General features: G+C 73.9%; 14 protein-coding genes. 8 read left to right on the top strand and 6 right to left on the bottom strand.

The genetic code is table 11. The features are described from left to right. Window positions 1-49 precede the first annotated feature (49 nt). The 4 genes from JHAT_RS24550 to JHAT_RS24535 all read right to left on the bottom strand — a co-directional run bounded on the left by JHAT_RS24550 (window position 50) and on the right by JHAT_RS24535 (window position 4,872). Entirely contained in the window at window positions 50-847 is a 798-nt protein-coding gene (locus JHAT_RS24550; RefSeq protein WP_077800421.1) for an alpha/beta fold hydrolase, read from the bottom strand. Between the two features lie 113 nt (window positions 848-960). Next, entirely contained in the window at window positions 961-2,607 is a 1,647-nt protein-coding gene (locus JHAT_RS24545; RefSeq protein ID WP_077800420.1) for an FAD-binding oxidoreductase, read from the bottom strand. Continuing rightward, entirely contained in the window at window positions 2,604-3,908 is a 1,305-nt protein-coding gene (locus JHAT_RS24540) for an MFS transporter (RefSeq protein WP_107482011.1), read from the bottom strand. Before JHAT_RS24540 ends, JHAT_RS24545 begins: the two co-directional genes overlap by 4 nt. A gap of 55 nt (window positions 3,909-3,963) precedes the next feature. After that, window positions 3,964-4,872 (bottom strand): NADP-dependent oxidoreductase, encoded by a 909-nt coding sequence (locus JHAT_RS24535; RefSeq protein ID WP_077800419.1) that lies wholly within the window; start codon window positions 4,870-4,872, stop codon window positions 3,964-3,966. A 240-nt stretch (window positions 4,873-5,112) separates the two neighbouring features. Here JHAT_RS24535 and JHAT_RS24530 point away from each other — a divergent pair, with 240 nt between their 5' ends. From JHAT_RS24530 to JHAT_RS24495, 8 genes are all read left to right on the top strand, one after another. Continuing rightward, window positions 5,113-6,360: a sedoheptulose 7-phosphate cyclase gene (locus JHAT_RS24530; protein ID WP_077800418.1), complete on the top strand. Its 1,248-nt coding sequence runs from the start codon at window positions 5,113-5,115 to the stop codon at window positions 6,358-6,360. Next, a complete protein-coding gene (locus JHAT_RS24525) occupies window positions 6,353-7,156 on the top strand; it encodes a cupin domain-containing protein (RefSeq protein ID WP_077800417.1) in 804 nt (267 codons plus the stop codon). The genes JHAT_RS24530 and JHAT_RS24525 overlap by 8 nt, the downstream gene beginning before the upstream one ends. Further along, on the top strand, window positions 7,153-7,578 hold the full coding sequence (locus tag JHAT_RS24520) for a hypothetical protein (RefSeq protein ID WP_077800416.1): 426 nt from the start codon (window positions 7,153-7,155) through the stop codon (window positions 7,576-7,578). Before JHAT_RS24525 ends, JHAT_RS24520 begins: the two co-directional genes overlap by 4 nt. Before the next feature lie 16 nt (window positions 7,579-7,594). Next, on the top strand, window positions 7,595-8,692 hold the full coding sequence (locus JHAT_RS24515) for a zinc-binding dehydrogenase (protein ID WP_253195597.1): 1,098 nt from the start codon (window positions 7,595-7,597) through the stop codon (window positions 8,690-8,692). Between the two features lie 183 nt (window positions 8,693-8,875). Then, a complete protein-coding gene (locus tag JHAT_RS24510) occupies window positions 8,876-9,661 on the top strand; it encodes an SDR family oxidoreductase (protein WP_077800415.1) in 786 nt (261 codons plus the stop codon). Between the two features lie 39 nt (window positions 9,662-9,700). Beyond that, window positions 9,701-10,801 (top strand): VOC family protein, encoded by a 1,101-nt coding sequence (locus tag JHAT_RS24505; protein ID WP_253195596.1) that lies wholly within the window; start codon window positions 9,701-9,703, stop codon window positions 10,799-10,801. Beyond that, complete coding sequence (locus JHAT_RS24500; protein ID WP_253195595.1) at window positions 10,801-11,826, top strand: ketoacyl-ACP synthase III family protein; 1,026 nt, start codon at window positions 10,801-10,803, stop codon at window positions 11,824-11,826. Before JHAT_RS24505 ends, JHAT_RS24500 begins: the two co-directional genes overlap by 1 nt. A 32-nt stretch (window positions 11,827-11,858) precedes the next feature. After that, a complete protein-coding gene (locus tag JHAT_RS24495; RefSeq protein WP_077800414.1) occupies window positions 11,859-12,986 on the top strand; it encodes a transaldolase family protein in 1,128 nt (375 codons plus the stop codon). An 80-nt stretch (window positions 12,987-13,066) separates the two neighbouring features. On the opposite strand, the gene JHAT_RS24490 is transcribed toward JHAT_RS24495, so the two are convergent. Both JHAT_RS24490 and JHAT_RS24485 read right to left on the bottom strand, forming a co-directional pair. Next, a complete protein-coding gene (locus JHAT_RS24490; protein WP_077800413.1) occupies window positions 13,067-14,212 on the bottom strand; it encodes a transposase in 1,146 nt (381 codons plus the stop codon). A gap of 194 nt (window positions 14,213-14,406) precedes the next feature. Further along, a complete protein-coding gene (locus JHAT_RS24485) occupies window positions 14,407-14,991 on the bottom strand; it encodes a TetR/AcrR family transcriptional regulator (protein ID WP_077800412.1) in 585 nt (194 codons plus the stop codon). Window positions 14,992-15,113 lie beyond the last annotated feature (122 nt).

Genomic DNA, 15,113 nt, shown 5'->3' with positions numbered 1-15,113 from the left:
CCGGATCCGTCCCCCTCACCGGGTCGTGTGCGCCGCGACGCCTACGGGGTCACGCGGCACTCGCCTCGTCCGCGTCCTGGTGGATGAACCCGTTGATGATCTCGGCCAGTTCGTCCGGCTTCTCGAAGAGCGCGAAGTGGCCCGCCTCCATCTCCACGTACGTGCTGCCGGCGATCGACGCGTGCAGCTCCCGCGAGTGCCGCACCGGCACCATGCGGTCGTGCTTGGCACCGATGACCAGCGTCGGCGCCGTGATCTTCGGCAGCAGGCCGGTGATGTCGGTCGTCAGGTTGAGCGCGATCTGACGGCCGATGCCCGCCGGGATGCCCCCCGAGACGAGCTCCTCGACGCCCTTGGTGCCCAGGACGTTCAGCTGCTCGTCGGTCCAGCCGTGCAGCTGCAGGAAGCGGCCGAAGGTCTCGTGGTCGAGCTGGTCGAGGCGGTGCCACATGTCGAAGAACAGCCGCTGGCGCTCGTCGAGCGAGGCCCACCCGGTCAGCAGGACCAGGCGGCGCACCAGCTCCGGGCGGTCCGCGGCGATCTTGGCCGCGACGACCGCGCCGAGGGACCAGCCCACGAGGTCGACCGGCCCTTCGGCGGGGCTGTCCTCGACGGCCGCGACGACCTGCTCGGCCAGGAGGTCCAGGGTGAGCGGGGCACCGTTGTCCTTGGTGGCACCGCTGCCGGAGTAGTTGGGGGTGATGACGGTACGGCGGTCGTCGAACTTCTTCAGCAGGTGCTCGTAGCCGGCCGCGTCGCCGCCGGTCCCGTGGACCAGCGCGAGTCCGGTCCCGGTGCCGGTGACGAAGTACTCCACCACCGAGTCGGACGTCGAGACTGTGGGCATGCCGTTCTCCTTTGTCACTGTGCGGATACTCAGGGGGCCGCCCGCACGGCCCGGGCCGCGCGGGCGGGGGACGTGACGCGGGAAGGGGGACCGCGCCACGTGGTCGGGGAAACTCAGCGGCGGTCGGACCGCGGTTCGACGGACTGGGCGTGACGCAGCACGCCGCGCGGGTCCCAGACGGCCTTCACCCGTTGCAGACGGGGGTAGTTGTCCTTGTAGTACAGCGTGTGCCACGGGACGCCGGACTTGTTGTGGTCCGGGTCGCTCAGGTCGACGTCGGCGTAGTTGACGAAGCAACCGTCGGTGACCCTGCCGGGCGCGGGCACGCCGCCGGTCGCGGCGTACACGTCGCGGTAGAACTCCCGCACCCAGGCGAGGTTCTCGTCGTCCTCGGACGCGTCCTGCCAGAAGGCCAGGTACTGCAGCTTCATCACCGAGTCCCGCTGGGGCACCGCCGTCGCGCCGGGGGCGACGGCGTTGACGCGCCCGCCGTAGGCGGCGATCAGGAGCAGGGCCGCCGGATTGCCGTAGTCGGTGCGGGTCAGGTGCCGGTACATGGCGGTGAGCTGGTCGTCGGGGAAGGAGGCGCGCATGTACGCGGACTTGTCCTCGAAGCGCAGGGTCGGGTCGCCTCCCGCGAAACCGGGCCACTTGGTGGCGTGCAGGAAGGGCAGCCGCTGGGTGACGGCCTCGGCGGTGACGGGGACGCCCCGGCCCACCGCGGCGACGAACGCCTCCAGGTCCCGCTCGGCGTCGGGCCTGGTGGCGTCGATCTGCGTCACCATGGTGATGACGCCGCCCGAGCGGTGCGCGGCCTTCAGCTGGCTGAACAGGTCGAGGCAGGAGGAGTCCGGGGAGCCGTGGGCGGCGAACCAGTCGCCGTAGTTCTTCACCAGGCGCTTGAACCCGGCCTGCGTCATGCCCTCCCAGGACCAGGTCACGGTGGAGGTGAGGAGCTCGGCCGGCGGACGCGGCAGGAGCTTCGCCGGGTCCGTGCCGGTGGCGCCCGGGGTGCGCAGCAGGTACTTGGTGACGATGCCGAAGTTGCCGCCGCCGCCTCCGGTGTGGGCCCACCACAGGTCCCGCAGGTCCGGGTCGTCGCTGTCACGGGTGGCGAGGACCTTGCGGACGGCGCCGTCCTCGCCGACCACGACCACCTCGACGCCGTACAGGTGGTCGACGGTGAGCCCGAACATGCGGGACAGCGCACCGTATCCGCCGCCGACGATGTGACCGCCGGCCGCCACCGAGGGGCAGGAGCCGCCGGGCAGGGTGACGCCCCACCGCTTGAACAGCGCGCAGTACAGGTCCGAGAGCCAGGCGCCGGGTTCCACGACGAAGACCCGTCTCGCGGCGTCGAACGAGACGTCCGTGAGCTCCGACAGGTCGATGACGACCTTGACCTCGGGGTCGGTGGTGAAGCCCTCGTAGCAGTGGCCGCCGCTGCGCACGGCGACACGCTTGCCCTCGCGGACCGCCTCGCGGACCGCGTCGACGACCTGGTCGGCCGTGTGGACGAGGCGCACGTAGTCGGGGCGGCCGACCCAGCGCTGGTTGGTGCCGCGGGCCAGTTCCGGGTAGCGGATGTCCGTCGGGCGTACGGTGATGGCGTCGAGTTCCGCCACCGCGGCCTCGGCGGCGGCTGCGGTGGGGCGGGCGTGGCCGAAGGCCGGGACGACGTCGGCCGAGGCGACGGCCAGGGCGGTACCGCCGGCCAGGGCGGACCGGCGCAGTACGTGGCGCCGGGTGGGCTCACTCATCGGTTGCGCTCCAGGGGGAGTCGGCCGCCGCTGTCCGAGGCGGCGGTGGCGTCGGACGGAACGGGCTGCCGGGAGGGTTCGGAAGACTTGACCCGGGGGGTTTCGGAAGACGTGACGGGGTCCGCGGTGGCGGCGCCGGACGGCGCGGAGCCCTCCGCGCGTCGGTCCACGGACAGTTCGCGCACGGCCAGCAGCATCGCGGCCCACGAGAACAGCGCGGCGGCGGTGATCACGACGCGCAGGCCGAGGCCGAGACCGAGCAGCCGGCCGCCGAACCAGGCGCCGAAGGCGATGCCGAGGTTGAAGGCGCCGATGTTCACGGCGACGGCCAGCGTGGGCGCGCCGTCGCCCGCGGAGGTCAGGATGCGGGCCTGCAGGGCGGGCATGACCGCGAAGTAGGCGGCGCCGAAGACCACGAGCAGGACGATGACCAGCCAGGGCACGCGGGCCCCGAGGGCCATCAGGACGAGGTCGGCGCCGAGCACCGCGAGCACGCCCACCAGGGACGGCATCAGCGCGCGGTCGGCGAGCCGGCCGCCGATCAGGTTGCCGACCAGGGACCCGCCGCCGATCAGGAGCAGCAGCCAGCTCACGGTGGACGGGGCGAAGCCGCCGAGGTCGGTCAGGATCGGGGTCACGAAGGTGTACGCCGTGAACACCCCGGCCATGGCCAACGCGGTGATCAGGATGGCCAGCCGGACCCGGGGGCCGCGCAGGACCCGCAGTTCGGCGGCGGCCCCGCCCTCGGCCCTGGCGGCGTCGGCCGGCAGCAGGGAGGCGACCAGGAGCAGGGCCACCAGGCTCAGCCCGGCGATGCCCCAGAAGGCGGCCCGCCACCCGAGGTGCTGTTCGGTGAGCACGCCGAGGGGCACACCGAGCACGGTGGCGAGGTTCAGGCCGACGGCGACCTTCGAGACCGCGGACGCCTCCTTGCCCGGCGCGGCCATGCCGCTGGCCACCACGATGCACACCGCGAAGAGCGTGCAGTGGGTGAGGGCGGAGAGCACGCGGGCCGTCATGAGGACCCCGTAGCCCGGGGCCAGGGCGGCCAGGGCGTTGCTGACCACGAAGAGCGTCATCAGCCCGAGCAGCAGCGGCTTGCGGGGGACCCGGCTGCCCGCCAGGGTGACCACGGGGCCCGCGATCACCACCCCGAGCGCGTACGCGGTGACGAGCAGGCTCGCGTCGGCGAGCGAGACGTCCAGGTCGCCCGCGACGGCGGGCAGGATACCGGCGACGACCAGCTCGGCGGTGCCGACGCCGAAGACACAGAGCATCAGGGAGAACAGGGGCAGCGGCATGGCTAGTCCAAGTCGTAGGCGGTCATGAGGGGGCCGTCCGTCGGGCGGGGCCCGTTCACTCCGCCGCGACCAGGAGCTTGCCGCGGCTTCCGCCCGCCGCCAGCCTGCGGTGCGCCTCGCCCACCTCGTCCAGGGAGAACACCCCGGCCGTCCGCAGGGTGAGCACCGACTCGCCGACCAGGCGGCCGAGCCGCGCGAGGCGGTCGCCGTCCTGCTCGACGAACGACATGCGCACGTCGATGCCGCGCTCGGCCACCGGGGGCGCGGTCGGCACGATCGACACGGCGCTGCCGCCGTCGCGCACGCCGTCGACGGCGGCGGGCTGCCCGGCGGTCTCCAGGAGGTGGTCGGCGACGCCGTGCGGCACCGGGTGCTCGGCGGTGAACACCTCGTGGGCGCCCAGCGCGCGTGCCGCCTCCACGTCGGTGGGACGGACCAGGGCGAGCACCTTCAGGCCCCGGTCCACGGCCAGTTGGACGGCGAATCCGCCGACCGCTCCGACCGCGCCGGTGACCAGGAGGGTGCTGCCGGGCGCCGGCGCGAGGACCTCCAGGGCCTGGTCGGCGGTGAGCCCCGCCAGCGGCAGGCCCGCCGCGTGGACCAGGTCGACGCCGCGGGGCGCGGGCGCGGCCAGGGTCGCGTCCAGGGCGACGTACTCGGCATGGGTGCCGACGCCCGTGGCCATCTGGGCCGACATGGCGACGACCTGGTCGCCCACGGCGAACCGGGTCACCCCGTCACCGCACTCCACCACGGTGCCCGACAGGTCCCAGCCGAGCACCATCGGGAAGGGGTGGCTCACCCGGCTCGCGGCCTGGCCCGAACGCACCTCGATGTCGACCGGGTTCACAGCCGAGGCGGCCGCGCGGACGAGGATCTGGCCGGGTCCCGGGACGGGGCGCGGGAGTTCGACGACGGTCAACTGCTCGGGACCGCCGTACCGGTGCAGAACGTTGGCACGCACGACGCAACTCCTTCTTCTGCCGCTTCTGCTTCGACTGCGAACGACCCCCTGGCCGTTGCTTGCGGAAAAAAATAGCATTCGTTCTCTACTGATGACCGGCCTCCGCCGCGAGCCGCCCACTACTTGGCCAAGTCGGGATCCGGAGGACGCACTCTGGGAAGTACATGCTTGACAATGCATATAAACGCTCGCCACGCTGCTGGCAGATCCCCCCAAGTCCGCATCAACGAGAGGTGTTCCATGTCTGTGTCCAGCTCTGGGCTCGTGGGCCTGGCCGACGGCTCGGCGCGGGCTCTGTCCGGCCCCGGCCTGTACGCCTACAGCGAGCGCATCGACTCCTGGACGGTCCGCGCGTCCAAGCCGGTCAGTTACGAGGTCAGGGTCGCGGACGGGCTCTTCGACCTCACGCGGACCGACCTGCTGGAACCGGCCGGCGTCCCCGGACAGCGCGTCCGCAGGCTCGTCGTGCTCGACGCCAACGTCGATCTGCTGCACGGCAACCGCATCCGTGCCTACTTCGACTACCACGACGTCGAGTACCGCCTGTGCGTCGTCCCGGCCAACGAGACCGTCAAGGACTTCGACGTCGCGGCCCGGGTCGTCCGCGAGCTCGACGACTTCGGGATCGACCGCAGGCGCGAGCCGGTCATCGTCATCGGCGGCGGCGTCCTCATGGACATCGTCGGCCTCGCCAGCAGCCTCTACCGGCGCGGCACCCCCTTCATCCGGGTGCCCACCACGCTGATCGGCCTGGTCGACGCCGGGGTCGGCGCCAAGACGGGGGTCAACTTCAACGGCCACAAGAACCGTCTGGGCACGTACTTCCCGGCCGACCTCACCCTGCTCGACCGGTCCTTCCTCGCCACCCTCGACCGCCGCCACATCGGCAACGGGCTCGCCGAGATCCTCAAGATCGCGCTGATCAAGGACGTACGGCTCTTCGGACTCCTGGAGGAACACGGCCCGATGCTCCTGGACGACAAGTTCCAGGGCGAGAGCGAGCAGGGTGACGAGGTGGCCCGCGAGGTGGTGCGCCGCGCCATCCACGGCATGCTCGAGGAGCTGCAGCCCAACCTGTGGGAGACCACGCTGGAGCGCTGCGTCGACTACGGCCACACCTTCAGCCCGACCGTGGAGATGCGGGCCCTGCCCGAGCTCCTGCACGGCGAGGCGGTCAGCGTCGACATGGCGCTGACCACCGTGATCGCACACCACCGCGGTCTCGTCGACACCGTGGACCGCGACCGCGTCCTCGCCGTGATGCGCTCCCTCGAACTGCCCGTCTGGAACGAGCTGCTGAGCCGGTCCGAGCTGCTGACCGCCGCGCTGCGCGACACCGTCCGCCACCGCGACGGCCTCCAGCGCCTCCCGCTGCCCCGCGGCATCGGCGAGGCGGTCTTCGTCAACGACCTCACCGAGCGGGAACTGCTGGACGCCGTCGCCGGACTGGAGTCCCTCGCACGGGAGCAGGAGGAGGACCGTGTCTGACCTCCTGTACGCACCGGCCGGCGCCCGCGACGCCGTCGTCGTCGGCGACATCACGGGCCCCGCCGAGATCCACGGGGTGCACGGCACCACCGGGATCACCTGGTGGAAGTGCCTGGCCTCGGGCGCCGACCTGCGCGGCGACTGGGAAGCCGTCGAATGGGCCGCCGTCCCGGCGGGCGGCGTCAGCGGCGAACACCGGCACACCCGCACCGAGGAGATCTACTTCATCCTCTCCGGCAGCGGCGAGATGTACCTGAACGGCGTCGGACGCCCCGTCGGGCCGGGATCGCTGGTCCTCACCGGCCTCGGCACCGTCCACGGCCTGCGCAACACCGGCCCCGGCGATCTCGCCTGGCTGGTGATCGAGATGCGTTCGCCCCGGTTCGCCGCCGCCCTCGCCGCCGGCGGCCCCGCGTCCGCCGCAGGACACCGCAGCCCCGCGAAGCCCTTGACCCCGCCGAAGGAGACCGCCGTGCGAGCCCGTATCCACGACCTGCGAGCCGAGCGCTCCGTCGACCCGTCCGGGGTCTTCACCGGACCCCTGCGCACCGTCGCCATCGAGACCGTTCCCGCCTCCGGCACGACCGGACTGGCCTCCGAGGGCTGCGAACACATGGTGTTCGTGCTCTCCGGCACCGGCTGGGTCGACACCGGCGCGGGCACCGCGGAGCTGCGCCCGGGCACCGCCGTCACCCTGCCGCTCGGCACGCGCGCCCGGGTCGGCGCCGACCGGGGCACGGAGCTGGAACTCTTCCACGCCGAACTCGCCGTCCCCGCGGGAGGGCCGGGCCGGTGATCGTCAACAACCAGGACCTGCCCGCCCGCCTCCTGCGGCCCGGCACGCCCGACACCACCTGGAGGTGCCTCGCCCGCCGCGGCATGCTGCACAGCGAGTGCGAGGCCTTCGAGCAGATACGGCTCGCCCCCGGCACCGGCTGGACCCACGAACCCGACCACGGCACCGAGGTGGCCCTCTACGTCGTCGCCGGACGGGGCGCGGCGGACGACGGGGCGGAGGAGCGCCCGCTGGACGCCGGGAGCGTCCTGCTCGTGCCGGCCCGCTCCGCGCTGCGGGTGACCGCGGGACCCGGCGGCCTGAACCTCGCCGTCGTACGCGTCCTGCCCGGTGAGGTCACCGCCGAGTTGCCCGCCCGTGTGCCGGAGCTCCCGGCCCACGAGCAGACCGCGATCTTCCGCCCGGAACCCGACGGGCCCTGACCCAGGAGGGGATCTTGTGAGCGCACACCACGACAAGGTGCTGCCACCCACCGACGACCTGCTGTGCGGCCGCTGGCCGAACGGCTCCATGACCGCCGCGGCCGTCCTGGAGGCGGGCAAGGTCGGTCAGGTGGAACTGGAGATACCGGGGCCCGAACTGGGCTACGTACTCGTCGCGCCGACCACGGTCGGCATCTGCGGCACCGACCTGGAACTGCTGCACGGCACCGCCTCCTACGTCAGGGACGGCCGTGCCGTCATGCCGCACGTGTTCGGCCACGAGTGGGTCGGACGGGTGGTGGCCATCGCGGGCAACTGCCAGTACTCGCGGCAGCTGGAGATCGGTGACCGCGTCGTCGGCCAGACCATGCTCTCCTGCGGCGGCTGCCGGGCCTGCCAGCGCGGCCACCGCAACGAGTGCTCCCAGCTCAAGGAGGTGGGCCTGTACGGCCAGCAGGGCGCGGCCGCGGAGTTCATCCGGCTGCCCGCCCACTCGCTGACCAAGGTTCCGCCGGGCGTCGACGACTTCGCCGCGGCCCTGGCCGAACCGGCCGTCACCGTCCTGGCCGCGCTCGACAAGGTCGGCGTCTTCCCCGGCGAACGCGTCCTGGTGCTGGGCACCGGCACCATGGGGCTGCTCGCCGTGCAGATGGCCCGCCGGGTCGCCGGCACGGTCGACGTGGTCGGCGTCGACGACGCCGGCATCGGCACCGCGCTGCGCATGGGCGCCGAGCACGCCTTCCTGCCGGGCGAGGCCAAGGACGGCCGCTACGACGTCGTCATCGAGGCGTCCGGCGCGGTGTCCGCCCTGCTGGAGTCCCTGCGCGTCGCCGACATCGGCGGCCGCATCGCCGCGGTCGGCGTACCGAACGCGACCCTGCCCTCGGTCGACGCGGCCGAGATGGTGCTGCGCGGCGTCACCGTGGTCGGCGTACGGCACGGGCTCGACTACTACGAGCGCGCGCTGCGGCTCTTCGAGGAGGGCGTCCTGTCCGCCAAGGGCATGGTCGCGGACGTCTTCCCGCTGGCCGCCGCCGACCAGGCCTTCGACCTCCTGGAGAACGGCCGCAGGGCCGCGCCCAAGGTCGCCCTCTCGGTCACCTCGCGCCCCTGAGCCGAGGCGTTCCCCGGCCGAGGCGTTCCCCGGCCGAGGCGTTCCCCGGCCGAGGCGTTCCCCGGCCCCCCACCGGCCCCCGCCCCCCGGCTCCACGCGGCGCCGAGGGGCGGGGGCGAGGGCGGGCCGGCTCGCCTCCCGCACCCGTCACCGTCCCCGTACCTCAGCAGAAAGGACCCCCCCATGTCCCGACCCATCGCCTTCGTCACGGGAGCCAGTTCGGGCATCGGCGCCGAAGTGGCCCGGGCCCTGGGCGCGGCCGGCCACGACGTCGTGGTCGGCTACGGCCGGCAGGCCGCGGCCGCGAAGGAGCTCGCCGACGCCATCGCCGTGCGGCACGGGGTGCAGACCCGCACCCTCGGCCTCGACCTGTCCGACCCGCAGGCCGCGGGCGAGGCGCTCCAGGAGGCGGCCGAGGCCGCCGGCGGCATCGACGTCCTGGTCAACAACGCCGGAGTCAACCGGCGCGCGTCCGTGACCGAGGAGACCCTCCAGGACTGGCAGCGCGTCCTCACGGTCAACCTGACCAGCCCCTTCCGCCTGTCCCAGATCGCCGCGCGGCGGATGATCGCGCAGGGCAGGGGCGGCCGGATCATCAACATCACCAGCGTCCACGAACACCTGCCGATCGGCGAGGGCAGCACCTACTGCGCCGCCAAGGGCGGACTCGGCGCGCTGACCAAGGCCATGGCCCTCGACCTCGCCCCGTACGGCATCACGGTCAACGCCGTCGCGCCCGGCGAGACCGCCACCCCCATGAACAACGTCCCCGCGGGCCTGGACGCCGCGCGGATCGCCCGCCCGGCGATCCCGGCCGGGCGCCCCGGCCGGCCGCAGGAGGTGGCCGCGCTCGTCGCGCACCTGGCCTCGCCCGAGGCCGCCTACACGACCGGCACGTCGGTCCTCGTCGACGGCGGCATGGCCCTGACCGCCGCCGTCGCCAACGCCGCCCACGCGGGCACCGTCTGAGTCCCGCACACCCCACCCCACTCTCCTCTGGAGCACACCGTGTCAGCACCCCTGGCCACCGAGGCGCCCGGCGCCGCCGTCATCCCCACCCTGCGCAACGTGGACCACTACGCGTACACCGTGCCCGACCTGGACCGGGCGGTGGACCTCTTCACCCGCGTCCTCGGCGCCGAACTCCTCTACCGCCTCGGCCCGGTCGAGGACCCGGACGGCGACTGGATGACGCGCCAGCTCGGCGTCCACCCCCGGGCGAGCGCGCACATCGCGATGCTGCGGTTCGGCCCGGTGAGCAACCTGGAGCTGTTCCAGTACGACGCGCCCGGACAGCGTGTCCGGATGCCGGAGTTCACCGACGTCGGCGGGCACCACATCGGCATCCACGTCGGCGACCTGGAGCGGGCCCTCGGCCGGCTGCGCGAGGAGGAGGGCGTACGCGTCCTCGGCGAGCCGCGCACCGAGACGGAGGGCCCCACGGCGGGCAACCGCTGGATCCACGTGCTGACCGACGGCGGCCTGCGCCTCGAACTGCGCGAGGTCGCGGCCGAGCTGCCGTACGAGAGGGAGACCGAGGCCCGCCTGTACCGGCCCGCCCCGGACTGGAGCGGCCCCGGCCTGCCCACCGCGCGCGGCGTGGACCACGTCGGCTACACGGTCGAGGACCTGGACGAGGCGGTCGCCTTCTTCACCGGGCCGATGGGCGGCGAACTCGTCCACCGCGCCGCACGGTCCGTCGACCGTGACCTCGCGGCACGCCAGTACGGCGTCGACCGCCCCTTCCGCGTCGACACCGCCGTGATCCGGCTCGGTCCGGTCACCAACCTCGAACTGAGGAGCTGCGAGATCGAGGGGCAGCGGGTCGAACGCCCCCGCAACAGCGATGTCGGCGGCCACCACCTGGCCTTCTTCGTCGACGACGTGGCACGCGCCGCGGCCTGGCTCGCGCAGGTGCCCGGCGCCGAGGTGCTCGGCGAACCCCAGCTCATCGAGGACGGCGGCCCGATCGACGGCGACCGCTGGGTCTACTTCCGCGGGGTCGGCGGCTTCCAGCTGGAGGTGCTCAACATGCCGCCCGGCATGCCGTACGAGAAGGAGACCGCGGCCCGCAGGTTCGGTCCCAGTCCGCGGTGGGGCGACCGCTGATGGCGCGCGGAGCCGTGCGCTGGCACGACGTCTACGTGGAGAGCGCCGCGGTGACACTGGGCACGCCCCAGAGCAGCCGGGAGGCGGTGGCCGCGGGCCTGCTCGACGCGGCGGAGGCCGAGACGAGCCGGCAGGTGTCGGTGTCGGTCAGCCGGGACCGCAGCGGGCCCGAACTCGCCGTGGACGCGGGCCGCAAGGCGCTCGCCGCGTGCGGGCGCGACCCGCTGGACATAGGACTGCTCATCCACGCCGACTGCTGGTACCAGGGCCTGGAGTTCTGGAACACGGCCGCCTACGTCCAGCAGCAGGTGCTCGGTCACGGCGCCTGCGTGGCCTTCGAGCTGCGGCAGATGTCGAACGGCGGCGTGAGCGCCCTGGAGACGGCCGCGACCCGGCTCACCGCCGTCCCCGACACCGGCGCGGCCCTGGTCACCACCGGGGACCGCTTCGCCGGACCGGCCTTCCCGCGCTGGACGACCGACCGCGGCCTCGCCTTCGGCGACGCGGGCACGGCCGTGGTGCTCTCCCGGCGGCCCGGTGTGCTGCGCCTGGTGGCCACGGCCGCCTGGTCGCAGCCGCTGCTCGAAGGACTGCACCGGGGGGAGGAGCCCTTCGGTGACAGCGCGGGGCAGGCCGGGCCGCTCGACCTGGTCGCGCGCAAGAAGGGCTTCCTGCGGCACCACGCCGTCGACGAGGTCACCGCCCGCAACGAGGCCGGGATGCGCACCGCGGTGGAGAACTGCCTGGAGGCGGCCGACGCCGCGATGACCGACATGGCGGCCGTCGTCGTGCCGTTCTTCGGCGCCAAGCTGTCCCGGCTGCAGTGTCTGGAGCCGCTGGGCATCCGGCCCGAGGACACGCTCCAGGAGTGGGGGCTCACGACCGGTCACCTCGGCGCGGGCGACCAGCCGGCCGGCCTGGCGAAGCTCCTGCAGCAGGACCGCCTCGCACCGGGCGACCGGGTGCTGCTCGTGGGCGTCGGCGCGGGTTTCAGCTGGACCTGCGCCGTTCTCGAACGACTGTGACATCGCCGTAGGCGCAGGAGGGGAGGACATCCGTGGAGAACGCGGTGAGGAAGCTGTCCGGGGCGGGCGTCAGCGTGTGGGTGGACGCCGAGGGCGAGGTGTCCGCTCCGGACGGGGAGCGCACGCCGGACACCGGCCGTCTGCTGCGGCTGCTCGACGAGAGCGGGGCGACCGGGGTGCGGCTGGGGCCGGACGGGCCGCGGCGTCCCGGCGCGGTCCGGGAGCTGTGCGAGCGGCTGGCGCCCGCGCACCGTGCGAGCGGAGGGCGCGACGGGCTCGTGTCCGTCCCGGTCGAGGTGGGGGCGGACACGGACGTCCCGGCCCTGGTCGCGCGGGCACGTGCGCTGCGCTCGGCGGTGGACCGGCCCAACCTGGTCGTACGGCTGTCCGGATCGCCCGGCCTGCCGGCGGCGGTCACGGGCTGCCTGGCCGAGGGCATCGGGGTGGAGGCGGCGGGCCTCCACTCCCCGCGGCAGTACGCGGAGGTCGCCCACGCGGTGATGGACGGTCTCGAACGGTGCCTCGACGCGGGGCGCGGGCGGGGGGAGGGCGTACCGGGCGGTCCCGTGTCGCTGCTCGCCTTCGGGGTGGCGGACGTGGACGAGCGGGTCGACTCCCGTCTCGACCTCATCGGCTCCGACGAGGCCAAGGCGCTGCGGGGCCGCGCCGGCCTGGCGGCGGCCCGGCTCGCCCACCAGACGCACGACATGACCTTCGGCTCGGCCCGCTGGGGAGCGCTCGCCGCCGCCGGTGTCCCGGAGCCCCGGCCGCTGTGGGTCACCGCCGCGCGCACCGCGTCCCGGTCCGCCTGTTACGCCGAGGAGTTGGTGACGCGGGGCACGGTCAGCGCGTTGCGGCCCCCGGCCCTGCGCCTGCTGGGGGCGCGGGGCGTGTCCGGCGCGGACCTCGTGTGCCGCCACTACCCGGACGCGGCGAGGACGCGCGACTACCTGCGGTGGTTCGGCATCTGCCTGGACGACGTGGCGGGCTGCCTCACGCGAGCGGCGCACACGAAGGAGGCGCACCCGCGGACGACGCACACGAAGACGGCGCACACGAAGACGGCGCAGCCGAAGGCGGTGCGCGTCCGGCGCGACGCCTCGGCCGCGCGGGCCGGACGCGACGGCGCCGCACGCGGGCGGCCGGGGGTCGCCGCGTGACGCGACCCCGCGCCCGGGCGGTGCGCCACGGCGGATCGCCCCGGACGCGGGGACCGGTGCGCGGTCGACGGCGTCCGGCCTCAGGCCGACCGCAGTTCGGCGGCCGGAGCCCGGTCCGCCGTGAGGCTGTGATAGGCGAAGGCCGCCGAGACCAGGGTCATGTGGTGGTGCCAGCCCGGGTAGGAGCGGCCCTCGAAGTCGTACAGACCGAAGTCCGCCGCCAGGCTGTCCAGGGTGTCCGCGGTGGCCGCCTGCGCACCGAGCAGGCCGAGGAGTTCCTCGGCGGGCCGGTGGATCGAGTTGGTGATCCACAGCTGTCCCGTCCGCGGCCCGCCGGGCCCCTGGCGCGGTGCGGCGAAGAGGCGGCACAGCTGCGGGTCCGCGCCCCGCTCCCCGGTGAGCCGCACCCACGCGCTGCCGGCCCGTCCGCCCCGGGCCGCCGCCCTGCCCCGCCCCCGCAGCAGTCGCTCGGCGGGCAGGGCCGGAGCGGACCCGCTCCACCGCGGGCCGCCGGGCGGGCCGTCGGGCACGAGGGGCAGTGCCGCGGGCACGGCGACGACGAACTCCCTGCCGCGCGTGCCCAGTCCCCGCAGCAGCTCGTGCGGGTCGCCGTACCCGGACAGGTCCGCCACGATCGGAAGCGGGCGGTGCGGACTGCGGGACACGAGGTCGTCGGCGAGGTCCAGCACGCCGCCCGCCACCGAGCGCGCCGCCGTCGCCTCCGGGATGCGGGCCCGGCGGCACAGGACCGGATCCTCCAGCCACGCGCCGGGCAGGTGCAGGAACCAGTCGACCGGGACCTGACCGACCTCGGTCGACAGGAACGCGCCGACGGCCAGCTGGCAGCTGACGGAGCGTCCGAGCTCCGGAACGAAACGCCGGTGCACCCCGCAGGACTTGGTGCCGCGCTTGGGCAGCACCACCGGCGCGATGGTCCAGGCGCGGGGCCGGGCGTACCTGTTCACCTGCGCGATCAGCTCTGCGCGCACGTCCGACCAGAGCCAGGGGCTGGCGTTGACGAACTGGTGCAGGGCCTGGGAGGCGGTGGGCGAGTCGGAGACGGAGGCCGCGAGGCGGCGCATCGTCTTCTTGCCCGGTGTGACCAGCAGTGCCCGCAGGTAGGCCTGGGCCCACCTGCGCTGGTCCGCCCGGGGCAACCGGCGGAACACCTCCTCGGCGAAGACCGAGGGCGACGCCGACTTCCGAGCCCCCTGCTGTACCGACATGCTCGTTCCCTCCCTCGTACCGGCCCACTCAGGGGCGATCCGCTCTAGAAGAATAGAGAATGCTCGCTATTTTTTCTCGTCAGGAAGCACTCCGAGCGCTACTTCGAGAGGTCGCGTGTGCCGTGGAGGGCCGACGGGGTGCCCCAGGGGCGTCTCAGGGGTGTCTCAGGGGTGTCCGGGTGACTCCGCGCGGGTCACGCAGGCGAGGGCCGGCTCCCGAAGCCGCCGAGGAGCAGCTTCCACAGGCGGCGCACCTGCTCTTCGGTGCCTTCGCCGCGCCACCCCGTCTGGACCGCGGCCTCCGCGCCGGCCACCAGGTAGAGGGCCAGGAGCTCGAGGTCGGCCGGATCGCCGTACCCCTCGACGTCGTCGGCGGCCCCGGTGACCAGTTCCCGCACCTGTGGCATCCAGGCGGCGTGCCAGCTGCCCGCCCCGGTGTCCGCGCGCTCCCGCCCGAGGCGTGCGGCCGCCCGTGCGACGACGTCCTCCTCCAGGAGGCGGGCCAGGGTCGCGGTCAGCTCGACCAGGGCCCCGACGCCTCGGGCGGGGTGGGCCGTCACGGTGCGCAGTGCCTCGTGCGTGAGGTCCGCGCCGCGGGCGCCCACGGCGGCGGCCAGGGTGGTCTTGGAGGGGAAGTGGAAGGTCAGCGCCCCCATGGTGACGCCCGCGGCGGAGCAGACGCGGGCCAGGGACGTGCCCGCGTAGCCGTTGCGCGCGAACTCCGCGGCGGCCGCCGTGATCAGGGCGCGGCGGGTCCGTGCCGCTCGTTCCTGGCTCACCGGGGCTCCGGGCGCGGACAGGAGCAGACCGGGGCAAAGTGCGCGGGAAGCGGGCGCAGAGGGCTTCGGGCGGACGGTTGCACGTCTCCTCCGGGCGGTGGTGCGGCGGTAATCGAAAGTTA

It is taken from the genome of Streptomyces sp. JHA26, from assembly GCF_002005565.1.
Lineage (GTDB): Bacteria > Actinomycetota > Actinomycetes > Streptomycetales > Streptomycetaceae > Streptomyces.
Note: the sequence above shows the minus strand (reverse complement) of the source record. Positions and strands in the feature narration are given on the sequence as shown.